Origin of the sequence: Rhizorhabdus argentea (assembly GCF_037861105.1) — a bacterium.
GTDB lineage: Bacteria > Pseudomonadota > Alphaproteobacteria > Sphingomonadales > Sphingomonadaceae > Rhizorhabdus > Rhizorhabdus argentea.
On the sequence record NZ_JBANFK010000031.1, the window covers coordinates 1 to 25959 of the forward strand.

General features: G+C 62.9%; 27 protein-coding genes and 3 pseudogenes. 20 read left to right on the top strand and 10 right to left on the bottom strand.

What is annotated here, in order from left to right; translation table 11 throughout:
• Positions 1 to 691: 691 nt before the first annotated feature.
• A pseudogene (locus tag AAC645_RS18720) lies at positions 692 to 925 on the bottom strand (IS110 family transposase); the annotation flags it as partial.
• A 211-nt stretch (positions 926 to 1136) separates the two neighbouring features.
• Here AAC645_RS18720 and AAC645_RS18725 point away from each other — a divergent pair.
• Positions 1137 to 1688: a hypothetical protein gene (locus AAC645_RS18725; protein ID WP_340318102.1), complete on the top strand. Its 552-nt coding sequence runs from the start codon at positions 1137 to 1139 to the stop codon at positions 1686 to 1688.
• Positions 1689 to 2344: 656 nt separating this feature from the next.
• Here the strand turns inward: AAC645_RS18725 and AAC645_RS18730 are convergent.
• Positions 2345 to 2491: a hypothetical protein gene (locus AAC645_RS18730; protein WP_340318103.1), complete on the bottom strand. Its 147-nt coding sequence runs from the start codon at positions 2489 to 2491 to the stop codon at positions 2345 to 2347.
• Positions 2492 to 2664: 173 nt separating this feature from the next.
• Positions 2665 to 3192 carry a hypothetical protein gene (locus AAC645_RS18735; RefSeq protein ID WP_340318104.1) on the bottom strand — a complete coding sequence of 176 codons (528 nt, stop codon included), beginning with the start codon at positions 3190 to 3192 and terminating at the stop codon, positions 2665 to 2667.
• A gap of 484 nt (positions 3193 to 3676) precedes the next feature.
• Here AAC645_RS18735 and AAC645_RS18740 point away from each other — a divergent pair, with 484 nt between their 5' ends.
• Both AAC645_RS18740 and AAC645_RS18745 read left to right on the top strand, forming a co-directional pair.
• Positions 3677 to 3844 carry a Flp family type IVb pilin gene (locus AAC645_RS18740; RefSeq protein WP_340318105.1) on the top strand — a complete coding sequence of 56 codons (168 nt, stop codon included), beginning with the start codon at positions 3677 to 3679 and terminating at the stop codon, positions 3842 to 3844.
• Between the two features lie 454 nt (positions 3845 to 4298).
• Positions 4299 to 4487, top strand: coding sequence for a hypothetical protein (locus AAC645_RS18745; protein WP_340318106.1), 189 nt, complete (start codon positions 4299 to 4301; stop codon positions 4485 to 4487).
• Between the two features lie 158 nt (positions 4488 to 4645).
• Here the strand turns inward: AAC645_RS18745 and AAC645_RS18750 are convergent, their stop codons facing one another.
• From AAC645_RS18750 to AAC645_RS18760, 3 genes are all read right to left on the bottom strand, one after another.
• Positions 4646 to 5803 carry a PAS domain-containing protein gene (locus AAC645_RS18750; protein ID WP_340318107.1) on the bottom strand — a complete coding sequence of 386 codons (1158 nt, stop codon included), beginning with the start codon at positions 5801 to 5803 and terminating at the stop codon, positions 4646 to 4648.
• 94 nt (positions 5804 to 5897) lie between these two features.
• Entirely contained in the window at positions 5898 to 6350 is a 453-nt protein-coding gene (locus AAC645_RS18755; RefSeq protein WP_340318108.1) for a DUF2442 domain-containing protein, read from the bottom strand.
• A 620-nt stretch (positions 6351 to 6970) separates the two neighbouring features.
• Positions 6971 to 7858: a DUF7146 domain-containing protein gene (locus AAC645_RS18760; RefSeq protein ID WP_340318109.1), complete on the bottom strand. Its 888-nt coding sequence runs from the start codon at positions 7856 to 7858 to the stop codon at positions 6971 to 6973.
• Positions 7859 to 8161: 303 nt separating this feature from the next.
• On the opposite strand from AAC645_RS18760, the gene AAC645_RS18765 reads away from it, so the two are divergent.
• A complete protein-coding gene (locus AAC645_RS18765; RefSeq protein WP_340318110.1) occupies positions 8162 to 8413 on the top strand; it encodes a helix-turn-helix domain-containing protein in 252 nt (83 codons plus the stop codon).
• Here the strand turns inward: AAC645_RS18765 and AAC645_RS18770 are convergent.
• The 3 genes from AAC645_RS18770 to repC form a co-directional block, all read right to left on the bottom strand.
• On the bottom strand, positions 8383 to 8979 hold the full coding sequence (locus tag AAC645_RS18770) for a recombinase family protein (RefSeq protein ID WP_340318111.1): 597 nt from the start codon (positions 8977 to 8979) through the stop codon (positions 8383 to 8385). The two genes, AAC645_RS18765 and AAC645_RS18770, sit on opposite strands and share 31 nt — an antisense overlap.
• Positions 8980 to 9058: 79 nt before the next feature.
• Positions 9059 to 9961, bottom strand: a complete 903-nt coding sequence (locus AAC645_RS18775) for a replication initiator protein A (RefSeq protein ID WP_340318112.1) — start codon at positions 9959 to 9961, stop codon at positions 9059 to 9061.
• A 230-nt stretch (positions 9962 to 10191) separates the two neighbouring features.
• On the bottom strand, positions 10192 to 11544 hold the full coding sequence (gene repC / locus AAC645_RS18780; protein WP_340318113.1) for a plasmid replication protein RepC: 1353 nt from the start codon (positions 11542 to 11544) through the stop codon (positions 10192 to 10194).
• Between the two features lie 342 nt (positions 11545 to 11886).
• Here repC and AAC645_RS18785 point away from each other — a divergent pair, with 342 nt between their 5' ends.
• The 15 genes from AAC645_RS18785 to AAC645_RS18850 all read left to right on the top strand — a co-directional run bounded on the left by AAC645_RS18785 (position 11887) and on the right by AAC645_RS18850 (position 25117).
• On the top strand, positions 11887 to 12192 hold the full coding sequence (locus tag AAC645_RS18785; protein WP_340318114.1) for a hypothetical protein: 306 nt from the start codon (positions 11887 to 11889) through the stop codon (positions 12190 to 12192).
• Between the two features lie 188 nt (positions 12193 to 12380).
• On the top strand, positions 12381 to 13013 hold the full coding sequence (locus tag AAC645_RS18790) for a lytic transglycosylase domain-containing protein (RefSeq protein WP_340318133.1): 633 nt from the start codon (positions 12381 to 12383) through the stop codon (positions 13011 to 13013).
• Positions 13010 to 13330, top strand: coding sequence for a TrbC/VirB2 family protein (locus AAC645_RS18795; RefSeq protein ID WP_422785857.1), 321 nt, complete (start codon positions 13010 to 13012; stop codon positions 13328 to 13330). Before AAC645_RS18790 ends, AAC645_RS18795 begins: the two co-directional genes overlap by 4 nt.
• 4 nt (positions 13331 to 13334) lie before the next feature.
• Positions 13335 to 13679, top strand: a complete 345-nt coding sequence (locus AAC645_RS18800) for a VirB3 family type IV secretion system protein (RefSeq protein WP_340318115.1) — start codon at positions 13335 to 13337, stop codon at positions 13677 to 13679.
• A complete protein-coding gene (locus tag AAC645_RS18805) occupies positions 13672 to 16113 on the top strand; it encodes a VirB4 family type IV secretion/conjugal transfer ATPase (protein ID WP_422785858.1) in 2442 nt (813 codons plus the stop codon). Before AAC645_RS18800 ends, AAC645_RS18805 begins: the two co-directional genes overlap by 8 nt.
• Positions 16110 to 16826 (top strand): TrbJ/VirB5 family protein, encoded by a 717-nt coding sequence (locus AAC645_RS18810; protein WP_340318116.1) that lies wholly within the window; start codon positions 16110 to 16112, stop codon positions 16824 to 16826. The genes AAC645_RS18805 and AAC645_RS18810 overlap by 4 nt, the downstream gene beginning before the upstream one ends.
• Before the next feature lie 2 nt (positions 16827 to 16828).
• Positions 16829 to 17050 (top strand): EexN family lipoprotein, encoded by a 222-nt coding sequence (locus tag AAC645_RS20515; RefSeq protein WP_422785859.1) that lies wholly within the window; start codon positions 16829 to 16831, stop codon positions 17048 to 17050.
• Positions 17051 to 17073: 23 nt separating this feature from the next.
• Positions 17074 to 18066 carry a TrbL/VirB6 family protein gene (locus AAC645_RS18815; RefSeq protein WP_340318117.1) on the top strand — a complete coding sequence of 331 codons (993 nt, stop codon included), beginning with the start codon at positions 17074 to 17076 and terminating at the stop codon, positions 18064 to 18066.
• Positions 18067 to 18070: 4 nt separating this feature from the next.
• Entirely contained in the window at positions 18071 to 18337 is a 267-nt protein-coding gene (locus AAC645_RS18820; RefSeq protein ID WP_340318118.1) for a hypothetical protein, read from the top strand.
• 7 nt (positions 18338 to 18344) lie between these two features.
• Positions 18345 to 19031 carry a VirB8 family type IV secretion system protein gene (locus AAC645_RS18825; RefSeq protein WP_340318119.1) on the top strand — a complete coding sequence of 229 codons (687 nt, stop codon included), beginning with the start codon at positions 18345 to 18347 and terminating at the stop codon, positions 19029 to 19031.
• Positions 19028 to 19858: a P-type conjugative transfer protein VirB9 gene (gene virB9, locus AAC645_RS18830; protein ID WP_340318120.1), complete on the top strand. Its 831-nt coding sequence runs from the start codon at positions 19028 to 19030 to the stop codon at positions 19856 to 19858. The genes AAC645_RS18825 and virB9 overlap by 4 nt, the downstream gene beginning before the upstream one ends.
• The gene (gene virB10, locus AAC645_RS18835; RefSeq protein ID WP_340318121.1) at positions 19858 to 21066 is read left to right on the top strand and encodes a type IV secretion system protein VirB10; all 1209 of its coding nucleotides are present in this window, start codon (positions 19858 to 19860) and stop codon (positions 21064 to 21066) included. Before virB9 ends, virB10 begins: the two co-directional genes overlap by 1 nt.
• Before the next feature lie 7 nt (positions 21067 to 21073).
• On the top strand, positions 21074 to 22096 hold the full coding sequence (gene virB11, locus AAC645_RS18840; RefSeq protein ID WP_340318122.1) for a P-type DNA transfer ATPase VirB11: 1023 nt from the start codon (positions 21074 to 21076) through the stop codon (positions 22094 to 22096).
• A gap of 37 nt (positions 22097 to 22133) precedes the next feature.
• Complete coding sequence (locus AAC645_RS18845; protein ID WP_340318123.1) at positions 22134 to 23963, top strand: type IV secretory system conjugative DNA transfer family protein; 1830 nt, start codon at positions 22134 to 22136, stop codon at positions 23961 to 23963.
• A 2-nt stretch (positions 23964 to 23965) separates the two neighbouring features.
• Positions 23966 to 25117, top strand: a complete 1152-nt coding sequence (locus tag AAC645_RS18850) for an LPD7 domain-containing protein (RefSeq protein ID WP_340318124.1) — start codon at positions 23966 to 23968, stop codon at positions 25115 to 25117.
• Positions 25118 to 25121: 4 nt separating this feature from the next.
• Here the strand turns inward: AAC645_RS18850 and AAC645_RS18855 are convergent.
• Positions 25122 to 25288: pseudogene (locus tag AAC645_RS18855) on the bottom strand (S-(hydroxymethyl)glutathione dehydrogenase); the annotation flags it as partial.
• A 56-nt stretch (positions 25289 to 25344) separates the two neighbouring features.
• Here AAC645_RS18855 and AAC645_RS18860 point away from each other — a divergent pair.
• A pseudogene (locus AAC645_RS18860) lies at positions 25345 to 25727 on the top strand (transposase); the annotation flags it as partial.
• Between the last annotated feature and the right edge of the window lie 232 nt (positions 25728 to 25959).

Sequence of the window (25959 nt, forward strand, 5' to 3'; positions counted from 1 at the left end):
TCGGCTCGTCTCCGCATCGTCGCGAAGATTGAATCAGACCCTCAACACCACTTCAAGGCAGTTTTTCAACAGAATCGTCCCAAAAGCGAACATCGAGGTTTAATCATTTGGCGAGCTGTTGAGGCTACGGGCGATCGATGGACAAGTCTCAGCCAGACAGGCTCGAAGGGTACCCTAAGCGGTTGAGGCTAGCTTTGCTGGCGACGTTTCTAGTTTGGGTTGCTACATACTCTGTTTGGAGAACGGGCTTGCTCGGCAACTCGGTCGTGCCTCTCCACTCTGGATCGCTGCCGGGGGTCTTTCGTAGCGTCGGAATAAGCCAAGAGCTTGGTGCGTGCATTTTCTATGCGCTTTGCGCGGTGTTCGGGACTATCTATGGCTGCATCGCGTGGGTTTACGCTCTTTACCCCGGACCCATATTGATCATCAACGCCGAAGGAGTACGTTTCCCGCTCCACTCACCCGATGCAATCCGATGGTCGCAAATCAGGGCATATCAGGTAGAGGGTAAGGCCACTCCGTCAGTGATCAGGTTAGACCTTAAAGACCGAAGTTCATGGACAGCTAAGCGCCTCGCCGGAAAACTTCTCTCATTACCCTTTGTCACCGTCGACGGCCCGTTCATCAATCTGAAGGTCATTGATCGGTCGTTTGAGGATGTAGAAGCGCAATTCAGTAGATATATCCGCTAGGCCGGCGCTATCAACCGCACGTCATGGCCCAGATTCATCAGCTCTCGAGCCCAATGATGCGCACCTCCGCACGCCTCCAGCGCAACCAGGCACCGAGGCTGGGATGCAAAAAACGCGAGCAGCTTGCCTCGGCTGATCTTCTTCCTGAATATCATTCGCCCCGACGCATCAGCGCCGTGCGCCTGAAAAACATGCTTGGCGATGTCCAACCCGATTGTGGTAACTTCCGACACGGACGCCTCCCTCAGTGGTGTTCAACACCTCCACTTTGGCACATCGATGCCGTCGGGGGGCGTCCACCCCATCACCCCGTCCCGGACATTCGGCACCAGAATGGAGCGAACGGCAGCGGTCGACCCAGATACCAACGTCAATCGCTTGGCGCCTTTACCCCTCCTTTAACCCTATGCTCATACGGTCCTACCGCTGGAATGGGGACAAGTGATGGTTTTTGAGGCACGGTTTAAGGCGAGCAAGGCGGTGGAGATGGCAGCCATCAACGTCGTGCTAATCGCCGGCTGCTACTGGGCATTAGGACGGCCCCTAGGTGATCCTCAGCATATGCATGGGGCGGCTGCTTTGGCGGCACGGCTTGGTGCCAGCAGCGATACCGTTGGTCGCACGGTCGCTTGGATATTTCTTTTTCTCGGCCTAGTTCGAGTGCCAATCGTGACGCAAAGGGCGTTCTTTAAGGGGCCTGTGCTACGCATCGATCAGGCCGGAGTCTATTGGCATAAGTGGTCACGCAACCCGATACCTTGGGGCAATATAGTCAGATACCGTCCTTTTCGCGCATCTCGTTACACTACCGTGGCCCTTACTGTTGCCGAGCTTCATCGCGATCGCTCCAAAATCCTCCGAGTTAACTTCAGATCTTCGGGCAAAGGAGCTGGCACCAGTCGTGTTATGTTGTCGGCTGATGGAACCGACAAGACCGGCGAGGAGATATTGGCCGCAATCCGTCATTATGCCGGAGCCGCTAAGGGAAAGGTCTGACCTCACGCTGCGGGCCGATTAACCCCTTTCAACCATACCGCGCCAGAATGATCGAACGGCAGGAGCCGCCCCCTTGCAGACATTCGTTAGCGCTGCCAGCATCGACGAATGAACGAGCAGCTAAAGCATAAGCCGGTGGAGAAGGCGGGGTGATCATTTTCGCGCTGCTCGCGTTAGGCTCGGCAATTAATGTCGCGGCCAGAACCGGCGATCAGATCGGTGTGGCCACCATGCTTGCCAGCCGGTCGGTTCGTTACCAGCTTCGCTCCGTCGAATGTGACGGCACTATTGTGCATGGTGATTTCGTCGTGCGGCCCGACGAGGCGCGTTACGAGCATATGATTTCCGCTCTCGGAGTATCGTACCCGGACAGACAAAACCTGTGTTCGCTTCACCGCCGGAGCCGTGTCCGACGCGCTAGGTCTGTAATCTACACCCTCGCCACAAACGTACGGCTAAGCCAGCGTCTGATCCCCACAAATGGCGGACCTCACGCAGCGGAGAATTGCGGATCATTCCCAGCCTGAACTGTGGCATCAATCGGCTAGTTTACCGCATCTTGTCAGCCGACCTGAACGATCAAATCGCTGCCAGCGAACCGCCACCCCAACGCCGATCGCCAGACAGGACACGTCTTGCCCCGCCTGTGTTTTGCATCAAGCCGTCACTCGCGAGTAGCTATGCCCCGTTGCCTCACAGGATAATCGGACGGGTTGAGTGAACCACAGCCGCCCTTCCTGTGTCGGCAGACCGCCGGCATCGGCATCCTCGCGCGCGATGATCGCTCCTATAGCGCGTGCCATTCGCCTCCGCTGCCTGAACGGATCACCGACAACGCATGGTTGATTGGGTCGGCATGTTCCGTCCATCTCTGTTGCTCCGATGCCGTTGAGCCTGATCCGCTCGCCGCTGGCGCAGTAGATAGAGCCGTCGACGTCGTGCAGTGCAATCGCGAGACAAATGAGCAGCGGCATGGTTAGCTGCCGTATAGCTTCCGCAGGAAGGTAGCGAGCGTCATCCGCTCGATCTGACGCAAAATGGACGGCCGATGGACTAGCAGGTTGACCGGAACGCCCTTGTGGCCAAAGCACCCATCCCGTGCAGAGCGTCGACATTCTCCGTCGGAACCTCCCTGCAATGGCCACGGGCGACAGGACTCCGGAGGCTTTCGACGCTTCTGACAGCTTCCCGAGCATCCATACTCTTGATGCGACCCATACGACCGCCTCTTCACCATGGCGGCGCGGGCGACTTGAGGTGGACACACTACAGCGGCTTCTTCGGCGACGGGCTTGTGCCGCAGCTTGCCCCAGACGGGCAGCAGTAATCCGACCACCAGGTACATCGTCTCGGTCCGGGTCCGGGTGCGCATCTCCTCGACCTCGGCATCGCACAAGGCGGCGAACTCCGACGGCGTCGCCTCTTCCCGTTGGGTCTCGCCGAACAGATCTTCGCGCAACCGCTCGGTGCGGGCCGGCCGAATGAGCTCGAAGCGCCGGATCATGCCGCCATCGTCATCGGTATGGCTGTGCGCCGGGCTGCAGATCGCGGCTGGGCGATCGGTTCAGAGCCACGACGGCCGAGGAAGCAGCGCGCGACCCGGAGCTACAGAACGCGCAGAGCCAGTATATCGTCGCTCAGGCGATCGCTAAGGACTTACATAAGGGTGCGTTCTTTCCGGAAACCATTTCTCCTTTTCATCGAATAGTCATAGATTGCGACCCGGCTCGGGACCGACCGCTCCTTATAGCGGTTCCAAAAGAGTGCCCACTCTGCGTCCTGGCCCGCCACGAGCCCTCGTATGCGGCGGGCCAACTCGCCGCGCGGGCGACCGCAGGATCACATTCGAGCGGCCAGCCAGTGAAATCATCTATACAGCGCTTGGCGTAAAGGCAGGCGCATGCGGCATTGCCTCGTGACGATTCTTCGTTCCGGTTACGCGATCTTAAACCATAGGCTGCATCAAGGCGTTTCGTTGGGGGGATGGAATGCGTAAGATCCAAAAACTGATAATCGATTCATGCGGGGCAACAGCTATCGAATATGGCCTCATCGCCGCGCTCATCGCCGTTGCGTCGGTGACAGCCATGTCGTCGCTTGGCAAACAGCTTAACAAGACCTTCACCAATATCTCGAGCAATATGAAGGCTTCCTGACCAGTCCCGTCCTTGTTTCAACTGCGATGGACTGGTCACTCCTGCCCGGCGAAAGTCGGGCATTTTTTGTGCCTCAACGATCGCTACACCTGCCGTGACGTAAGCCCACTCGCAATGCTTCATCTGAGCCGCGTATCAACCCTTGCGGACGAAGTGGCATTGTTTGCCAAAGCGTAACGGAAAGAGCCGTGTTCGTTTCGCGCTTTCGACGAAACACACCGGAGGCGATAAAGCTCTGATAAGCCGAAGAATCTTTCATCGCAAAGTCAAACCTCATCCGATTTGGATGATTTATCGTTATCGAACTCTTCCGCAGGCCAGAACATGGCATGAGTAACGCCATGTCATTACGGTTTTTCTTGAGCCATCGGTGAAACCATCTATGCAAGCGACCGTGGCGACTCGGGGGAGGCGCCACGGTCGCTTGCGGCCAATCAACGTTGGGGACACCGCCATGTCGGGGGGAAGCGCTGCGCGATTGCGTCATGAGGCCGACAAGGCCCGCACGCTGGCGCAGAATATCGGAGAACAGGATCGGGAGCGGTGGCTGGCTGTCGCACAAACGCTGGAGAAGGAGGCGCGCGCAATCGAATGCGAACTGCTCCGGATCGGACGTTTCGCTGGCGAGCGCATTATCGACTGACGGTACAGCACCAGCGCAGGCGCTGTGCGTTCGACACAGAGAAGCACTCCATGTATGCGGAACCCGGCTTGAGAAGGCGAGCCTCGCTACCCTGCAAGCCAAACGAACCTGCTGGGATCGCGGTTTGGAAATTCGTCTCGACGCCCCTTTCTCACAACTTAATAGATGATCGGCGACGCTGGCGACCCCGCCGCATCCGGCGTGCCGTTCGCAGCGCGCAACAGGGCCGTAGCACGATCTGTTGCCGACTTGGTTATCATCGACAACGCCTTGACCTCCGAAGCGACGACGGCGAACCCTTTGCCGGCATCGCCCGCCCTGGCGGCTTCGATCGTTGCGTTGAGGGCCAGCAGGCTCGTTTGCTTCGCGATCCTCTCGATCGCGGCAACAATCGGAACCAGCTCCCGGTTAGTGCCCTCAAGCGCGAGACGACGATCCTCCGATTGAGCCTGCAAGCTCTGCATGCGCGCCGCCTCGGTGCGCTCGCGATTGCGAATCTCGGTTACGTCATTTGCGATCTTGAGAACTTTTACGGCATGGCCCTCAACGTCGAGGATCGGATTATAAGTGGCTTGCAGCCACAGATCCGATCCGTCTTTCGCAATCCGATGGTATTCGCCGCGCTCAAACTCTCCGTTATTCAACCTCCGCCAGAACGCAGCGTATTCCGCGCTCCCCTTCTCGCCTTCAGGCACGAACATACTGTGATGCTCTCCACGAATTTCTTCGATGACATATCCGGTGACAGTGAGAAAATTCCTGTTGGCGTCAAGGATCGTTCCCGAAAGATCAAACTCGATACAAATCTCCGATCGGTCGATCGCCTTCAGCTTGCTTCTATATTCGGCGCTGCGCGCCCGATCCCTGGCAGCACGGGCAATGCCTATGCCGGCGAACAGCAATTGGGCTTCCCAAGCGGCAATCGCGTCCAAGGCGCGGACGAGCCTGTTGCCCTCCCGCTGACTCAACAAATTGTCGCGCAGTTGCATATATATGCGATCCCGGACGCTGAACGCGACACTGGCCTCTATGTTGTGATCGACCAGTTCTTTGCCGCGCTGGACGACGGAGTTGCCCCAAGCTGCATCAAGTAGGACCGGAGCCGCTTTCAGCATCAGGCGATCCGTAATGGTCTGTATTGTTGATGCTGGGAGCGCTTCGCTTGAAAGGGCTATCCCTTCCCTCTCCGTTATTTTGTCGGCTTCCCTTGAAACGAGCGCAAATATTTGACGGACGCAGGCCGCTAAGTTGCGGTCCCCATCATAAACCTGCTGCTGTAGATCAAAGTTTGAGGGCGAACCGTTATCTGCATCCATCCCCTACGCCCCAATTTGGGTATTCACCCGTCATGCGGGCAGTTGTGGTGTCATTAGCAAGGTTTTGCTGAAAGACACTCATCGGCCGCCGCCCTTACGCAGCTTGATTCAGCCCTGCGCTGACTTCCCATCCCCGACACGCGAGCAGGATCGGTTTCGGCACCTTCTTCTCGCCATTCGAGTAGTAAGCGACCATGCGGCGCGAGACGCCCAGTGCGTCGGCCGCCTTCGCCAGCGAGAGGGCATGGCGCAGCCGCCATTCGATGAACGCCCGCACATCGCCGTGCCCGGTTGCCGACAGCGTTTCGAGCCACAGCGTATCCGCGCCCAGCTCGGCTCCCGAAGGCCAGACCAAGCTATGCCCCCAGTCGCCGACTTCGACCTTGGCGAACTCAGCGGGATCGCGCAGCGTGGCAAAGGGGCGATCGTCGAGCATGGCGCTCAGATCGAGATCGGCGGCCGTCCCGTCCGACCACGACAGATGCAGCGCCGCGGGCCTGATCGCGCGCACATCGGCGATGGTGCGGGTCTTGTCGGCTACGTTCATCCGTTTAACTCCTGCCAAGTCTCCATGAGCAACGCCTGATTGGGGCGCGCTTAATCCAGTGCGTCACTCAACACGCTGCCGGCACCGTTCCCACGATCACTTCAAAGGACGTGATCGAGACCGAGCAGCGAAACTCCACACCCTCAATATGAAGATGCGGCACACCATTATCGCGACCATAGAGCACAATCTTCCAGCGAGGAGCGCGATTACATCGTGACTATGCATCCATGTAGTGCAAAGAATGCACTAGTGCAATGGTTGCATAGAAGCGCTGGCCGGTAAGGCATACCCTGATCGCCAGACTCTTGCGTAAGAGCATCAATCCGATGCCAAGTGTAGCTTCCTTCATGACATCGAGCCGGTCGAGCTTCATCGACCGGGTGGCGGACGCGTATGTCCAAGGCCACCCAGCCCAAGGCGGCCGCGCCTGAACTATGTCTCAGGTTTCCAACACCCGGTTTCAGGACCGGCACGTCTCAAAATAAGGGGCGTGCCGCCGGCTGTCCGGAACACGTTGGCACTCTCTCCTCTCTAGGAACGCCGCGTTTTCGAGCGCGACGGCACGCGATCGACCTTCATTTTTGATGTCGTTCCGTCCGGCCACGCGATCGCCAGTTTCATCGCGAACACGCCGGTTGTGCCGCGCCGCGCTGCTGACGTCGCCACGCGTCGTTCCAGTCTTCGCGGTGCGGAGCAAGACATCGCACCACCTCGCGCCCGCTTCCGGCGAGATGATCGAGCGCCTGCGCGTAGCATCGCTCGGCCGGCGCCCCATGATCGGCATAGACGATGATCCGCCGCACGCTCGGCGGGATCGCGACCAGCCCGAGCCGCTCGACGCCGGCGAGCGCCCAGGTCGGCGTTCCGAACCATTGCATCGCCGACAGCGCGTCTTCGATGCCTTCCGCTAGTCCGAGTTCGAGGTTCGGCGCTGCCAGCCGGATCGCGCCACCCCCCAACGGGCCGAGCGCAGCCTTGGGCTTGACCAGCGGCTTGTGCAGCAGATTGTCGAGATCGAGGAAGGTCCGCTGAACCGCGATTACCCCGAGATCGGTTTCGACGGCAGCGATCATCGCGGGCAACAGCCGTCGCCGCGCGCCTGACCCATAGACCACCTTAGGATGATAGCGCAGCTTGCCCGATCCATCCGTAACCCCGCGCGCCGCGAGATAGGCTTCGGCCGGGCTGCCGGCGAGGGGAAGGCTCTCACGCCACAGTCGCCGAGCCATCGTGGACAGGTCGCGCGACGGCCGCACCGCCGGGACCGCGAGCGAACCATGATCGTGAAGACGCCGGCGGCGCAGCTCGGCCATGACGTCCTCGGTCTTGCAGCCCGCAAAGCAATGAAACAGGATGGCACGTTTGCCGAGGCGAACGGAAAGCGACGGCGTCTTGTCGGCATGCGCCGGACACAGACAGCTCCCCGACTGGCCTGTCCATCGACCTCCCAGGGCTTCGACAATCGCCTGCGCGCGGACGGCCGCATCGGCAGCATGTTGAGGCATCGGTCTTCTCCTTCAGGCGCAGCCCATGGCTCGATCCGCGCATCGACGCCGGACTAAGCCTCTCCTCCAGCAAGGGTTCAACACACGGCAGAGGGCGAATCGCTGGCGCGCGTTAATAATTATCGATATAGGTTTGTTTGACAAACTCGCGATCGAGCTGTCCCCTCTGCGAAGAGGCGACCAGATAGATTCTTAGTCTGTAAACAGAGAGTTAAGTCAGCATCGCGGATGGGGGCATCTCGACTTTGCTGATCCGATGAGTCAGAAGAGGCGTCCCGCCCGAGCGGGTTCAGGGGGAAATCAATGTCCAAGGCGCCGGTTGACGTCGGTGATGTCGATGAAGAGTGGGAGGGCTTCGCCCGCCGGCTGAAGGCCGCTCGGGTCGCCGCCGGGCTCAGCCAGGCCGAGCTTGCCACCGCGACCGGGATTGCCCAGGGCAAGATTTCGGCGATCGAAGGGATGACCACCAACCCGTCGCTGGTCACCGTAATCCGTCTCGCCGCAGGCATTGGTGTGCCTGTCCATCAGCTGTTCGCCGACGACGCTCCCAATTGATCGGCCTCGGCCGCTTCCATGCGCTGGCGGAAATTCCACAAGGTCTGACGGGTCACCTTGAAATGGGCGGCCATGACGGCAGCGCTCGTCTTGGCGGCGATCATCGCCTTGAGCTCGGGCCAATCTTCGGGCTGGAGCCGGGCAGGGGGTCCGACCCGCTTGCCGGCGGAGCGGCGCTGGGCAAGGCCGGCGCGCGCCCGCTCGCTCACAAGCCGGCGTTGGCTATCGACCAGCCCAACGAGCGCACGGCGTGCCGCAGGGTCACGGCGTGTGTGGATATCGCCGTCGACGATATGGAGCGCCGCGCCGGCCTCGAACAAGCGTTGCAGCACCGCGGCAATATCGACCAGGCTCTGTCCCAGCCGGTCGAGATGGGTGACGATGAGGGTCGCGTCGGCGTTCAGGCTGCGCAACGCGCGTCCGCGCTGTCGGCTCGCTGTCGGCGTCACGCCCTCCTTCTCGACAAAGATCGGATCGCAGCCGAGCCGAACCAGGGTCGCGGACTGCTCTTCGGGAGCAGGACCGGCGGCGCCAGGCCGCACATAGCCGATAAGCGTCGGACTCATCTGCCCAGCGTGGATCTCGAGGTCATTTCACCCATCGCCACAGGATCGGGCCCAACGGCGCGGGCAGGAACCGCCATGGTCAGGCGGTGGCTTCGAGGACGGCCGTCACCGGTTTCTTCTGGCGCGGCGTCAGAAGCACGACCGTGTCCGGTTTGCTGATCCTGCGACCGCGGCTGTCGGTGCGACCTTCGGCCGGAACGACATCCTTCAAGGTCACGCGATATTCGGGCAGCCGGTCGTCAGCCTCGACGTCCTTGAGATGCTGCTTGAACTTGGCGAGCGACGCGGTCGATCCGACCTTGGCGGACAACAGGTCGATCGGCATCTCGATCTCCTCACCATCGCAATGACAATGCGCGATCTCGTAGAGCCTTCGTTCGATCGTACCGAGGCGGAAATAGTCATGATGATAGGAATAGATGTGCCCGTCGCGCTGGATCGCCCGGTGCAACCAGGCGCATAGCCGCACCTTCACATTGCGCAGCTGCTCTTCGCCATTCGGGAGCTTGGTGTAGTTGGCTGCGGCTTCCGACAGCCAGGAGAACCAGCCGCGATCGATCTGTGATCCGGTCTGGATATTGGTCTTGATCTGGGTGCCCTGCAGACGCTCGAGCGCATCGGTAAAGCGTTGATAGTCGCGCTTGCCGGGACGGGCGACGCCGGTGATCCGGAAGAAATCATGCGCGGTGAAAGTGAACTCCTGGTCGACCTCGCCACCCCGGCTGATCTCCTGCGCCATTAGCGATGCGATGTAGAGAATGATCTCCTTGTCATACATCGTTGCAATGCCCGTCGCGCTCGGCCGGATCTGAATGCTGACGTTTCCCAATTTGTAATCGAGCGGCTTGAGAACGGCGACCTTGGACAAGGCGAAGAACGGAAAGTCCATCACACTGCGCTCGCCCCGGACTTTGCCGTGCAGCGGACTGTCGACTTCGAAGAGATTGCCTTGCTTGAGAATGACGGCCTGCTTGTTGGTCATGTCAGCCCCTTCGGCGCAATGATTCTCCTTACCGTCCATTCTTTTATCCCGCATTGCTTCCACACGCAGCCAGTTAGCTCGACGGGATGCCCGAAAGCACGAGTCTTTACCCGCCGAACAGGCCCGAAGGGACCCTTAGCCCATGAGTCACGCGTAGCCATGTTTCCAACTCGTGCTTTCGGGCATCCCGTCGCCAAGGCGACTCTTCCGACCGGTGAACGGCGAACCGATCACGACGCTCTGCCCGAAAGCACGAGGCCCGACAGTGCCCGCCGTGCGATTTCGCTCACCGATCGCGGATCGGCGCCACCGTGCATCGCTTGCATGGCGACGCCCTGACGGTTGTCCTTGAGCCCGTGAAACGTCCGGCCGAGATGGAGTTCGCCGCGTGCCGCCCTGTCGCTCATCCCCCGCAGATAAGCGCCGGGTTTGCGGACCTCCCCAAGACGATATTTGTGGACGGTCGCAATCACTGAGGCAGCAGCGCCCCGCTCGCCCATTAAGCGGCAGGCCTCGTGCCAGGCGTGGCGGTGGATGCCGTTCTGGTCGGCGAGGCGCTCGGCCAGATGGATGACGTCTCCCCATTCGCGACGACCATGTTCGAGCGTGAAGCACAGTTCGGGCGAGACCGCTTCGATGAACCCGGGATCGACGCCATGCTTTTCGAGATCCTCCTCGACGTCGCTCACTTGCCGCGAGGTCTGGCCGCGCCCCATTTTGCTACTTCTTGCCGGAATGCCACTACGTGTATCTGCCTTTGCAGTTTGGAGTTCGGTTGTAGTTGTAGAGTGCGTGAAACCAGCAACATCCGTGCATGCACTATTCTCTGATTCCATTGGGCTTCCAGCATATCCCACAGCTGCCAGTGCCGTGCTAATCTCGGCTTCAAGATCCCGACCGCGCTGTTCAATCTGCTCCACACAGCCAGTGAGGAGTTCGATGTCGCGAACATTGCGCATCTGCCGGGTCGCGCACAACGCCAATTCCAGCTCCTCGTCGGCGGAAATGCCGTGGAGCGCGCTGTCAACCACGGTCTGGGCGAGACTCGAAATCCGCCGGCGGGCCGCGCCCAGCCGCTTCTTCAGAGCCTCGATCTGGGCATCCTCTTCGGCGCCTCGCTTGGCGATTGCCGTAAACTCCTCGATCCGCGTGCCAAGCGGCGCAAGGACGATCCCGTAGGCCCATTTGATCGCGCCATCGGCGCCGCGAACGCCGCCACGATGCCCGTTCGGGCTGTCGCGATGACTGATGAGGCGAAGCCGGATCGCCCGATCGAGAAGATTCTGCACCTGCCGCACGCCCAGGCCCAGCTTGCGCGCGAGCTTGTCATTGCGCGGCCACACGATCGGCGTCGCTCCAGCCCGCCAGTCGTCGGGCCTGGTCCACGCAAACATTGTGTCGATCATCTGCACGATACCCGGCGGCACCCGCATATAGGGGGCGGCACGTTTGAACGCCGCTAGAGCTTGGGCCGGGCCATGGCCTTCGGGCAGACCGCGAAAGGCCTCCGCCACCGCGTCGGCCTCCGCCGCGAATGTGTCGAACCGGCGGAAGCCGGCCCCTGGTGAACAGGCATAGGCCATCGTTCGGTAACTCCCCTTTCGGGAGCCCGTGCGCACAAACGCCCTCTGCGCGCGGAAAGCCACACGTGAGTGCTTGTTTGATATTGGGGAAGCGGCTAGGATCTGATTGCTACGTCGTCCCTAGCGGGCACCCCGAAAAGCCCGGCCTCGTGCCGGGTTTTTCATGTCAGCACGGCATCTCCCTGCGATTGATCACACGAGCGTCCCGAACGGGTCGCTGCGGTCCTGAAGCCGATCACCGCCAAGCGGAGAATCGGACACTCTTGGACCTCGTGATCGTTAACCTTCCGGTCCCACCGGCCTACCGCCGATCCTCGTGCTTTCAGGCACAAGGTGCCGGAAATGTTCGTGCTTTCGCGCATAACGTGGCGCGTTGGCACTGATGCGCTGCGGGTTTGCGGCACCTGCGCACGTGCTTTCGGGCATCCCGTCGGGGCGGACGCTACAGATCGCAGCGCGTTCGCGAACGGTTTTCCTTTGCACAGAATCACTTGGGGGCCGCCGATCGCCGACAACGGCGCGTCGGCGATAAGACGGCCGCAGCGCTCTGGCGCCACGATCGATCGCAACATTCGCCGGGCCGTCGCGCCCTCCACCCGCATCAAACACGCGGCCGCCGAGAGACGATCGAACTTCATGTCCGATTAAGGCTTGCATTCGTCCATTTATGCCGTTTATGGGTTTATTTGACATATGAGGAGCAGGGCAGTGGGCGGTCAATTGGACAGCGTCATCGCTGGCGGCGACACCGAGCGCGCCGTTATGCTCCTGTGCAACCGCAGCCTGACAGCGCTCGGGACCACGCGTTCCGCAAATCGGCCGGAGAGTGCGCGGTGATGCTCTCGATCTCGGCCGCAGCGGCGCTCGCCTATCAGTGCGCGCCCTCGGTCGCGCCCGAGACGCTCCTGTCAGTGGCGCATGCCGAAAGCCAACTCGATACGCTCGCAATCGGGGTCAACGATGGTCCGAGGGCCGCCCGTCCAGTCAACGAGGCCGATGCCGCCCGCATCGCCAAGGGGTTAATTGCAAAGGGCTATAGCATCGATCTCGGGGTCGCGCAGATCAACAGCGGCAACCTCCAATGGCTCGGGCTGTCGGTCGAGGAGGCCTTCGACGCCTGCCGCAACTTTGCCGCCGCGGCGAGGGTTCTCCAGACCAACTATGCCGCCACCTCACGCAGCGGGTCCCACGATCCTCTCGGTCGCGCGATCTCGCGCTACAACACCGGCAATGACCGGCGCGGCTTCGCCAACGGCTATGTCGGTCGGGTCTATCGCGCGGCCAATCTAGTCGTGCCGGCGTTGCGCGGCGGTACGGGGCCGCTGCCCGTGCCAGTGGCGTCGATGCCCGCGGCGCTGGCCCCGTCCGAGAGCGACCGCCCGATCGAAGCCCAGCCTGCGGCCGAGGGGTGGGACGTCTTTGCCCGCGGCCGCCGCTCCCCCGTCATCGTCTTCGGAGATCCGGAATGACCCACGCCATCCGACATATGTCGCCTATCCTGTCATACTGGCTGCTGGCGATCGTCCTGATCGCCGCGCTGGGCGTGCTGGCCCCCGACGCCGCCTTCGCGCAAGGGACCGACGGCATCACCTCGATGGCACAGAATATCCTCGACTGGCTGCAGGGAAGCTTCGCCAAGACTGTCGCGACGATCGCGGTGATCATCGTCGGCTTCATGTTCTTCACTGGCCGCGCCTCGATGCAGCTGTTCGTGACCGTCGTCATCGGAATCTTCATCGTGTTCAGCGCCGGCTGGATCGTCGACCAGATTACGAGCGGAGCCTGACGGCGTGACGCCCTCACCATCCCAGCGCCTCGTCCAGGACAGCTTGTTCCTCGCGGTGACCAGACCATCGATGTGGCTAGGGGTGCCGCTCGAGGCGGCGCTTCCGATCGCGTTCATCGCCGTGCTCGTACTGCTTGTAACGGGCAATCCGCTTTACGCGCTGGGCTTTGGCGGGGCGACCTTCGCCGCCGCCCGCCTGGTGGTGCGGCACGATCCCAACAGCTTCCGCCTGATGATGCTGTGGATCGACACCAAAGCGCGCTGCCGCAACCGGACCTTCTGGGGCGGCAGCAGCTATTCGCCGCTGCCGCTGGTCGCCACCCGCCGCAAAGGCTTCGCCCGTGGCTGAACTGAGCCTGCGATCGCGCCTCGCGGCGGCCGCCCCTCACCGGGTGGCGCGTCGCGAGCAGGACCCAGGGCGATTTCTGCCCTATGCACGTCATGTCGACCATCACATCATCGCGCTCGACAATGGCAGCCTGATGATCACCTTCCAGCTCGACGGCATCGCGTTCGAAACCCGGGACGCCGACGATCTCAACCAGTGGCACGAGAAACTCAACGGCACATGGCGCAATCTCGCCGACGAGCGTCTGGCGATATGGACCCACCATATCCGGCGAGTCGATGACCACTATCCCGAAGGGCATTTCCGTTCGGCTTTCGCCCGAGGGCTCGACGCGGCCTACCGCGCCCGGGTCACCGCGAAACAGCTCTTCATCAACGAGCTCTATGTCACCCTGGTGATGCGCCCGGCCGCGGGCGGCGCCGACAAGGTGGCCCACCTGCTGCGCCGCCTGTCGCGCGTCCGCGCCGACGCGATCGAAACCGACGCTGACGCGATCCAGCGGCTCGAGGAGAAGGCGCGCGATTTCGAGAAACTGGCAAGCCCGTGCCGCCCGCGGCGGCTCGGGCTCTACGAGCATAAGGGCTTAAGCTTCTCCGAGCCGCTGGAGATGCTCGAACAGGTTATGACCGGCCGGCGCCTGCGCGTGCCGCTGGTTGCCGGTCATCTCGGCTCAGCCCTCTATTCCTCGCGCGGGATCTTCGGCGCCGAAGTGGTGGAGATCCGCTCGGCCGATATCTCGATCTATGGCGGCCTGTTTGGCATCCGCGAATACCCGGCGACAACCCGCCCGGGCCAGCTGGGCAGCTTGCTCAGCCTGCAATTCCCGCTAATCGTCAGCCAGTCCTTCACCTTCCTCGGCAAGGCGGCCGCCGCCGAGCGCTTCCGGCGCAAACAGAACCAGATGTATTCGACCGAAGACGTCGCCGAGAGCCAGGCCGATGCGCTGTCCGACGCGGCGGACGACCTGGCGAGCAACCGCTTCGTGCTTGGCGACCATCATTTCTCGCTCGCACTCTATGGTGACACCGTGCGGCGCCTGAACGAACATATGTCGCTCGCCCGCGCGGCGCTGGCCGACGCCGGCATGGTTGCGGCGCGCGAAGGGCCGGCGTTGGAGGCGGCCTATTGGTCGCAGCTCCCCGGCAATTTCGCGTGGCGTGCGCGACCGGCGGCAATCACATCGCGCAATTTCGCGGCCCTCGCGCCGTTCCACAGCTATCCCGCAGGCCGCCCGTCAGGCAATCATTGGGGCGAGGCGGTCGCACTGCTCAAGACCAGCGCGGGTTCGCCCTATTATTTCAACTTCCACAACGGCGATCTCGGCCACACGCTGATCGTCGGGCCGTCGGGCGCCGGCAAGACGGTCATCCAAAATTTCCTGATGGCGCAGCTCGAGAAGACCGGCGCGCGCCAGATCTTCATCGACAAGGACCGCGGCGCCGAGATCTTCGTGCGCGCGAGCGGTGGCGACTATCTGGCGCTCGGCAATGGCCAGCCGACCGGCTTCGCGCCCTTGAAGGGTCTTACCGACACACCCGGCAATCGGCAGTTTCTGCGCCAGCTCGTTCAGCTGCTCGTCAATCCCGACCACCGACCATTGCCGGCGGCCGATGAGCGGCTGATCGCCGAAGGCATCGTCGCGATCCTGCGCCTCCCGCCCGCCGCACGCAGTCTCAGAGCGCTGCGCGAGCTGCTCGGCCAGCGCGATGCCGCCGGCATCGGCGCACGCCTCGAGAAGTGGTGCGCGGGCGGATCGCTCGGCTGGGTGTTCGACAATGACGCGGACACGCTGCGCTTCGACGCACGCTTCCTCGGCTTCGACATGACCGATTTCCTCGACAATCCCGAGGTGCGGTCACCGTTGATGCTCTACCTGTTCCACCGCATCGATGGCTTCCTCGCGGGCGAAGAGGAGGGCGGGGCAGGGGCCCGCACCGTCATTGACGTCGACGAGTTCTGGAAGGCGCTCGGTGACGAGGCGTTTCGGGCCTTCGCGCAGGACGGGTTGAAGACCTTCCGCAAACGCAACGCGATCCTGATCTTCGGGACGCAGAGCCCAGCCGATGCGCTGCGGTCCGACATCGCGCACAGCATCGTCGAACAGGTCGCCACCCAGATCCTGCTGCCTAATCCGCGCGGCCGTGCGGAGGATTATATCGGCGGGCTTGGACTGAGCAGCGCGGAGTTCAGGCTGATCCGCGAAGAGCTGCAACCCGAGAGCCGGCGCTTCCTGGTCAAGCAGGGTCATGACGCGATCGTGGTCGAACTCGACCTCGAGGGCCTCGATGACGAGCTCGCGGTGCTGTCGGGGCGCAGCGAGACCTTGCCCGTCATGGAGGCGGCCCGCCGCGAGCGCGGCCCCGATCCGGCCGACTGGCTTCCCCTGTTCCACGAACGACGGCTCGGAAAGGCCTTCAGAGGAGGACGGTCATGAAGCATGTGAGAGCCATCGGAACCGCGCTCGCGGCAACCGCCATCGGAACCGCCAGCATCGCCGGTGCACAGGGCCTGCCGGTCTTCGACACCTCGACCTATGCCCAGACCCTCGCGACCGTGCGCAACACGCTGCGGATGATCGACCAGGGCAAACAACAGCTGGACGAGGCGCAGCGTCTTTATGGCAGCATGAACAAGCTGACCAACGTCAACCGCCGCGGCGCGATCCTGAGCGCCAGCACCGTGCGCAACCTGCTACCGCCCGAGGCGCGGGATATCGAACAGCTGATTTCGGGCAACACCGGCGCCGGCGCGCTGGGCGAGCGGGCTAAGCGTATCTTGGGAACCGCTCAACTCGGGACAGGCCTGCAAGGCGGCACCGACGCCGACCGCGCCTATCAGCTAGCGCTCGAAGCGTCTGGTCAGCGCGAGGCGTCGACCGCCGCTGTTGCCGAGACCGCGTTCGGCGTCACAACGCAGCGCACCGTCGGACTGGAAGATCTCCGACTGTCACTCGATGAGGCCAGTGACGCCAAGGATGTCGCCGACCTCCAGGCGCGGATCGCCGTCGAGACCGCCCATATTCAGAATGACCAGATGCAACTGCAGGCGATCGCCATGCGAAAGGCCGCGCAGGAGCAGCTCGACGTACGAGCAGATGATGCACGCATGATCCGAGAGCTTCGAGCAAGCTTTAGAAAGGCACGTTAAAAATGGTGATACCCATAAACCGTCTCGTCGGCCTTTTTTTGCTCGAGTGGGTTTCTGCCTGCTCTGGCGGAGCGGAGCCCCCTCATAACGCCAAATACTATTCCGACAATTCTAACGCGCGCGCCGAAATGCTCAGACGCTGCTCGAAGGATCAGAATTCTGAAAATCCTATGAATTGCGTTGCTGCCCAAGATGCGCAGCTCGTCGCGATCGGCGGAAAATAATCCCTCTTGTCTGGTGCAGCGCCATGGAATTCTTCTCAACCGCCTACGCCAGTCTTGATGCGACGCTTGCCGTCTTTCTCGGCGAAAAGCTTCCAGAGGTGATCGCTGCCGTCCGCGGGCCCCTCGCGGTAGCACTTGCCATATATCTCGCACTCGTCGGTTATGCTGTGTTGCGTGGGTTAGTCGATGAACCATGGCGGGAATGGTTTTACCGCATTCTCAAACTTGCTCTGATTTGGGCCGCCGTCAGCAGTGTTGGATATAATAACTGGATCGTCGAGCCACTTTCCGTTGATGCTCCCAACGCGATTAGCAGTGCGATCGCTGGCGACAGCCCGATCAACGCGGGCAGCACCTTTGATCGATATTTCCAGCGCAGCGAGGCGATCGAAGAAAAACTGAGACTGTATGCAAGCACCTATGCATCGATTCATCCATATCGGCTAATTATCTATGGAGCCGGTATCCTGGTATGGCTGCTGACGGGGCTCTCGGCGACGGTTGGGTTCGCGATTACCATTTTCGCCAAGATCGCGCTGGCCATCATCATCGCCCTAGGCCCCATATTTATAGCGCTTGCTCTGTTCAACAGCACGCGCGGACTGTTCTTCGGCTTCCTCAATCAGGCCTTCAATTTCATCCTTTTGATTGGCGTCATTGCCGCCATGACGGGGCTCGTGCTCAGTTTGGGCGACGCTGCCGAAGCCGCCGCCAGCGCAGCCCAGGATCCCGTATTCGGGTCGATCGTATTCGACATCTACGTCGCCCTCGGGAGTGTGTTCTTCTTCCAGGCGCCCTCGATCGCCGCTGGCATCGCCGGCGGCGCAGCGGCTGGCATCGCCGATTTCGCGCGACAGACGCTCCTTCACGCGCGGGGTGCCGGGGCATCGACGCGCGCGGGTGCGCGCACCACCCGCGCTATGGGCCGCGCCGCGCGCAACATGGACCGGGCCGCCCGTAATTTCCGCGACCACGTGACGGGCACGACCACCAATCCGAACAGCATCTCGGGGTAAGCCGATGAACCAGCGAACGGTAATCAGTCACTTGATCGCCATGCTCCTCACGGCGGGTGTGACCTCGTCCTGCACCGGGCAGAAGCTCGCGAAACTCCCGCGCTGCGATGGCGGCCACCGCCGAGACGCCAATCCCTATGGGAGCATCCTGCCGGGCGCGCCCAAGCCGGCCGTCACTGCGCCGGCAACGCCCGGAAAGCCCGTTGCCGCACTGAACCCCGTCAGGTCAGTCCCGGCGCCTGTCGCCGCCCGAACCTATCCGAGCTGCTGAGCACGCCATGGCCGAGGGAATAAAGACCCGCGATCTGGATCGCTATTTCGCCGAAGCGCGAAGCTGGGATCAGGACCGAATGCGCGACGCTTATAGATCGCGGCGCAATGCCTGGATCCTGGCGAGCGTCGCTGGTCTGCTCGCGATCGTCGCCGTCGTTGCGCTGGCGGCCCTGACCCCCTTGAAAACGGTCGAGCCATTCGTGATCACGGTTGACCGCAGCACCGGCGCAACCGAGGTCACCACCGCTCTCACCGGCGACAAGCCGGTCAGCTATGATGAGGCCGTCTCCAAATATTTCCTCGCGCAATATGTCCGGGCGCGCGAGGGCTGGCTGCCGCCGGCCGCGAAGGAGAATTTCAGCAGCGTCGCGATCCTGTCGGATCCCGCCGAACAGGCGCGTTGGCAGCGCGCCTTCGACGCTCGCAACCCGGCCAGCCCACAGACGCTCTGGGGCCCGCGCGCGACCGCGGAAGTGACGGTCCGCAGCATCGCTTTCGTCAATCCGAAGGTGGCCCAGGTCCGCTTCACCCGCGTCGTCCACCCCAACATCGGCGACGTCGTCAGCAGCAACTGGATCGCGACGCTCAGCTTCGCTTATTCGAGTGCGCCGATGGCCGAAGGTGACCGCTTCCGCAATCCGCTGGGCTTCCAGGTATCGAGCTATCGCGCCGATCCCGAGGTGATCCCATGATCCGCTTCGCCATCGCCGCCGCGCTGCTGCTCGCGACACCGGCCGCGCAGGCGGCCGAAACGCCGCACCCCGGCCTTGCGGATCCGCGTGTCAGATGGGTCAATTACGATCCGGCCCAGGTCTACCGCATAGTCGGCGCCTTCCGCAGTGCGACCCAGGTGCTGTTCTCTCCCGACGAGGAGATTGCCCATGTCGCGCTCGGCGACACCGTCTCCTGGGAGGTCGCGCCGGCGGGGAACATCCTCTTCATCAAACCCCGCGAACGGGCGGGCCCGACCAACCTCATCGTGACGACCAAACGCGGCGGCGACTCCCGCAACTATCAGTTCGAGCTGGTCGCCCGCGCCGGCGGGATCACCGCCAGGACGCCGGACACCTTCTTCCAGGTGCGCTTCCGCTATCCGCTTGAGGGAGCGCAGTCGGTCGCGCGTCGTGCCGCCGCTCTTGAGGCCGGTGCGATCAAACTCGCGCTCGATCACGGCGTGATCACCGGACCACGCAACATGGCCTATACGGTCCAGGGGGCCAGCGATCTGCAACCGTCCGAGGTCTCCGATAACGGCCAGTTCACCGTGATGCGCTTCCCCAACCGGCGCGAGCTGCCGGCGGTATTCGTCGTGCTTCCCGATGGCAGCGAAAGCCTCGTGCCGTTCGATGTCCGCGACGATTTCGTGGTCGTCCATCAGATTGCGAAGCAATTCCGCCTCCGACGCGGGCGGCTGGTGCTGTGCATCTACAATGAAGGGCCGGGAACCTACGGCATCGATCACGGCACCAATACCGCCTCGCCCGATGTCGATCGGACGATGAAGCAGGAGCAGCAATGATGGCAGGCGAAACCTGGCAAGCCGGCGACGCTCCGTCCTCGGCCACGCGCGACGCCTTACCCGGGGTCGCCGACGTCGACCGCGGGGCGATCGGGTCGATCGGCGGCTCCGCGCGCTCCAACATCATGCGCGGCGGCGCGTTCGCGGCCGTTGCAGTCGTCATCGGCATCTTCTTCATCACCCAGACCGGGCATGGCCGGCGCGAGACGGAAAAAAGCGCGGCCGAAAAGCGCGCGGACGCAACGCCTGCCAAGGCTGTCGTCAGCTATGAGGATGTCGCGCCGACCGCACCGCGCCTTGCCGCAGCAGGGCAGGATCCCAATGCACCGATGCTCGGCCAGAGTCCGCGCACCGATGGACCGACGGTACCCGCGCTCTCACCCAATGACCCCGGTGCCGCGCAAGCCGCGCGGACCAGCCAGCGCAGCCCGGCGCAGGTGATGGCCGATGCCAAGCGCCGCGCGCCCTTGATAGCCTATGGCGGCGGGCAAAGCGGCGGACGGGCAGGTCCCTCCAATCTGGAGATAGCGCCTGGATATCCACTATCTGCTCCGATTTCCGGGCGTTCGAGTGGCGGCGAGCCGACCGAACTCGACCGGCTGCGCCGGCAATCCTCGGTCAAGGAATCGCGCGCGGGGATGATCGGCAACCGAGATTATCTGATCACCGCGGGGACGCTCATCCCGTGCGTTCTCCAGACGGCACTGAGCTCGGCGCAGCCCGGCTATACCACCTGTATCATCCCGCAGGACATCCTCTCCGACAACGGCAACCTCGTACTGATGGAGAAGGGCACCAAGGTGCTCGGCGAATATCGCGGCGGCCTGTCGCAGGGCCAGAACCGTCTGTTCGTGCTATGGACTCGCGCGGTCACGCCGCAGGGCGTGGCGATCGACCTCGGCTCACCCGGTTCCGACGCCTTGGGCCGCGCCGGCGTCGCGGGCGGGGTCGATACCTTCTTCTGGGCGCGCTTTGGCGGCGCGCTGCTGCTGTCGCTGGTCGATGACGGCATGCAGGTGGCAGGGCAGGCGCTCGCCAACCGAGGGTCGAACACCACCCAGGTTCCAAGCGACGCCGCCGGGGTGGCGCTCCAGAACAGCATCAACATCAAGCCAGTCCTGCGCAAGAACCAGGGCGAGGAGGTGGGGATTTTCGTCGCGCAGGACTTCAACTTCGCCGATGTCTACGGCCTGCGGTTGCGGCGGTAGCCATCCCATGCGCAGCGCCGACCTCTCGGTCCTCAACCATTATCTCAGCCCGGTGCAGGCGTTGCTTGCGACGGATGGTATCACAGAACTCGTCGTCAACCGGCCGTTCGAAGTCGGGCTCGAGACCCCGAGCGGCTGGCGCTGGATCGACAGCCCCGAACTCGATCCCGACTGGTTGATGACCTTGGCGCGCACCGCCGCGGCCCTCACCCGGCAGGATATCACCGACGAGAGCCCGATCTGCTCGACGGTGTTGCCCGGGGGCGAACGGGTCCAGCTGATCATCCCGCCGGTCGTGCCGAGCGGAACCATCTCCTTCACGATCCGCAAGCCCTCGGTTACCGACAAGTCGATCGACGATTATGCCGCCGACGGATTGTTCGAGGCGACCCAGCTCGCATCGCAGGCGCTCTCGTCGGTCGATCAGGAGCTCGTTGTCCTGCGAGACGCCGGCGCCTGGCCCGCCTTCTTTCGCCTGGCGGTGGGGGCCCGCAAGAATATTCTGATCAGCGGCGCGACCGGCTCGGGCAAGACGTCGCTCGCGAAAAGTCTCGTGCAGCTCATTCCGCCGCACGAACGCATCCTCACGATCGAGGACAGCCGCGAACTTGTCGTGCCGCACCGCAATGTCGTGCACATGGTCTATGCCAAGGACGGGCAGGGCCTGGCCAAGGTCTGTGCGAAAGATCTGCTTGAAAGCGCGCTGCGGATGCGGCCCGATCGCATCCTGCTCCAGGAACTGCGCGACGGCACCGCCTTCTTCTATCTGCGCAACGTCAATTCCGGTCACCCCGGATCGATCACCACGGTGCACGCCAACTCGGCGAGCGGCGCTTTCGAGCAGCTCACCTTGCTCGTCAAGGAATCCGAAGGGGGCCGTGATCTCGCCCGCGACGACATCCGCGGGCTGCTCCATTCGCTTGTCGACATCGTTGTCCAGATGCGCCGGTTCGGGCCTGAGGGGGCGATGCCGGGGCGCTACCGTATGACGGAGGTCTATTTTGATCCTGACCGGCTCCGCCCACACTAGAACACGCGCCATCGTTTTCGCGGTGGGATTGGCCGCCATGCTCGCCGCGGTCGCGGCGAGCGGAATGCTGGTGGCCCTGTTCGGGCTCGGGCAGCTCTCGCCGCACCTGCGCATCGAGCGCGTTCCCTATTTCTTCTGGTATTACCGGCACGATCCCAACGTCCGGAGCTGGTTCACCCGCGGCCTGCTTCTGTCGGGTGTTACGGCCGCGATCCTCATCGCAATGCTGCTGCGGCGGCGCGTCTCGCTCTATGGGGAGGCTCGCTTCGCGCGCGAGGCCGAACTCCGCCGCGAGGGACTGCGCGACGACCATGGCATCATCCTGGGCCGCAAGCACGGTCGCTATCTGATCTTCGGCGGGACCGAACATGCGCTGCTCGAGGCCCCGACCCGCAGCGGCAAGGGTGTCGGCGTTGTCATTCCCAATCTGCTCAACTGGCGCGATTCAGTCGTCGTGCTCGATGTGAAGAAGGAGAATTGGGACCTGACCGCAGGGTTCCGGGCGGGGCAGGGCCAGCAGGTCTTCCTGTTCGATCCGCTCGACACCGGTTGCCGGACCGCGCGCTATAACCCGCTTAGCTATATCGACCGGACCAATCCGGTCGAGGTGGTCAATGAACTGCAGAAGATCGCGGTGATGCTGTTTCCGGCACCCGAACGCGGCGATCCCTTCTGGACCGAGGCGTCGCGCGTCGGCTTCGTCGGGATCGGCGGCTATGTCGCGGCGACCCCTGATCTCCCGTTTACGATTGGCGAAATCTACCGCCACCTCACCAACGGCGATCCCAAGGTGCGCCTGCCGCGCCTCGTGCGCGAGCGCGACGCGGCGGGCGATCCGCTGTCGCAGGCCTGCGCGAGCGCGCTCGCCGACTTCACCTCCGCGTCGGACAATACCTTCGCGTCAATCAAGCAGACGATCACCGGCCGCCTCAATCTCTGGCTCAACCCCTATGTCGACGACGCGACCTCCGAGAGCGACTTTGACCTGCGCGATCTGCGCAGCCAGCGGTTGTCGATCTATCTTGGCGTATCTCCCGACAATATCGAGCGGATCGCGCCGCTCTATAATCTGCTGTTTCAGCAACTCGTCGATCTCAACACCCGCGATCCGGCGACGCACCGGCAGCCGATCGAGGTGCTGGTTCTGCTCGACGAATTCGCGCGGCTCGGCCGCGCGACGACGATCGCGAGCAGCATCGCCTATATCGCCACCTATGGCCTGCGCCTGCTTCTGGTCATCCAGAGCCGCGCCCAGCTCCGCGCCATCTATGGCCATGACGAAGCCGAGAATATCGTCACCAATTGCGGGATCGAGATCGCATTCACCCCCAAGGAGCTCAAGGTCGCCAATGAGCTGTCCGAACGGCTCGGTTTCTACACGACCAAGTCGGTGTCCAGGAGCCGCACCATCCACGGGCTGCTCGCCAATCGCAGCCAGTCCGAGGCGGACCATCGCCGCGCACTGATGTTGCCGCAGGAGCTGATGCAGCTGCCCAAGGACAAGATGCTCGTGCTGCGGGGCGGCATTCCGCCTATCCTCGCCGGCAAGCTCTTCTATTATAGTCGGCGCGCATTCATCCGCCGCCTGTTGCCGGCGCCGATGCTGGTGAAACGCGAACTCAAGCCTATCCCACGCTTTGTCGAACGCCAGCCGAAAACGTCCGACCACCCATCGCAGGAGATGACCATGAGCCCCGGTGTCATCGCAGGCGAACAGCCGCTCGCTCTCGATCCGCAGGATCTCGACCTCGACGCTGTCACCTTGCTGCAGACGGACCGCCTCAACGTCGACGAGGCCGCGCAGATCGTTCAGGACGTGATCGCCCGCCAGCTTGGTATCGTCGACCTCCTCGACAGGGATGCATGAGCATGGCGCAGGATGATATCGCCGCCGCATCGGCGGAGGAGGGCGGCGACAACGCGATCACGCCTGAGGCCGAACCTAGCGCCAGGGCACGGTCCCGGACCGTCGGTGACATGCCCGACCATGTCGGACAGCGCTATTTTATCGAAGAGCGCGGCCTGCGCCGTGAACAACGGCTGTTCGAGACAGCACATGATGCCGCCCCCACCATCCGTGATCTCGGCCACCGGCTGATCGTTGCCACCGAGAGCGCGGCAGTGGTGCGCGATCTGCTCGACATCGCCCAGCACCGGGGATGGGTGAGGATCGAAGTTTCGGGCAGCGACCGCTTTCGCCGCATGGTCGAGCAGGAGGCGAGGGAGCACGGCGTTGAGGTCGCACGTCCGCTATCGCCCGACCGACGTTCGCCTGCCAACGGGAAGAACCAAGCGCCGCGCAAGCCGGCGGAAAGGCAAAAGAGTCCCGGTGATTTCCGGACCGGCGTCGCCGGTATCGTCCTTGAGACAGGTGAGGCGCCGTTCAATGGCCGGCCAGGTCAGCGTCCCAGTCCCTATGTGGACCTGCAGCTCGGCGACGGTCGGATCCGACGTGCCTGGGGGACGGGGCTACCGGCAGCCCTCGCGCGGGAGCAGATCGAAATTGGCGAGACGATCCTGTTGCGCGAAGACGGCACCGAGCGCGCCGAGGGCAGCAAGCGCCCGCGCAAACGCTGGGTCGCCGAGCGGCAGGCGGAGAAAATCCGAGAAAAGCCTCCAGAGCCCGTGGAGCGGGAGGAAGCCGCGCCTCAGGGACGGGGCCGGTCCGGGCTGCTTCTGGGCGAGCGCTTTCGCCGCGGCAGTCCGCGCGAGCGCGCCGAGGATCCGGATCTGCGCGCGGCCCAATCGCAGCTGATTGCGGCCAGGGCGCTTGCATCGGCCTATCTGGTGCACAACCCCCTCGCGGCGGCGCTGGTCGCGTCGAGGCTTGAAGGCATGATTGCTTCCTCACTCGATAAAGGCGGGCGTTTCTCGATTGCCCGAACGCGGGAGCGCGGCGATGGCCGGCACGAGTTGGTGCTCGACCGGGGAATCGAACGCGATCGGCCGATCTCCTCGAAGCCGAGCGCCGAGCGGCATCCCGAGATCACCAAAGTGCGCGATCGCAGTCGCCGGCGCTGAATGACTGGCGACATTCGAGCGTGTAGAGCGGAATGACGTGACCGCCGGGCGCCACCGAAGTCACGCCCGCGCCCTCATGGCCCAAGATCGAGGGGGAATGCCCTCGCTGTCAAAGTCGCCCAGCGTGTAGGCATCTGTGCGGCAGGTGCCCGTCGCCATGATCTCGACTAGGTGGCGAATGACGGCGCGGAATGATGCACTGCCTGAGCGCGACAGCGGAGGCGGTGATAGTGGGACAGCCGGGTTTCTTCGATCTTACGAACCAATACGAGGCGTTGAGCGCAGCGGGCGATCCGCTGGGAGCGGTTGGCGGCTGTCGTCGACTTTGAGGTATTCCGCGGCCCCTGGTGGCCGCGTTGCGCCGGAGCCCTCGTGGCAAAGGCGGGCGTCCACCTTTCGACCCGGTGCTCATGTTCAAGATCCTGGTGGTGCAGGCGCTCTATTCGCTGTCCGACGAAGCGACGGAATTCCAGATCAAGGACCGCCCGTCGTTTCAGCGCTTCCTCGGCCTCGGGCTCGACGGGACCGTGCCGGACGCGACGACGGTGTGGCTGTTCCGCCTTGTAAAGGCCAGGCAATCGACAGGCTCTTCGCCCGCTTCGGCACATCTCAAAGATGGTATTCGGATTGTGGAACGGCCTGTATCCGGACCCATGAAGGCGCAGTGTCGGCCAAAATATTTCCGGCAAAAAGGCGGACGGACTTGCTCTGGGTGATCGTTACGGTATCCATCGAACGGGTGGAAGAACTTGGCGGATCAGAAATTCGGCGTGCCGTCTGTGGCAATCGGAAGCGGGTGATCAGCAAGGTACCGGCCGCCCTCCAACCGTCTTGTGGCCGAC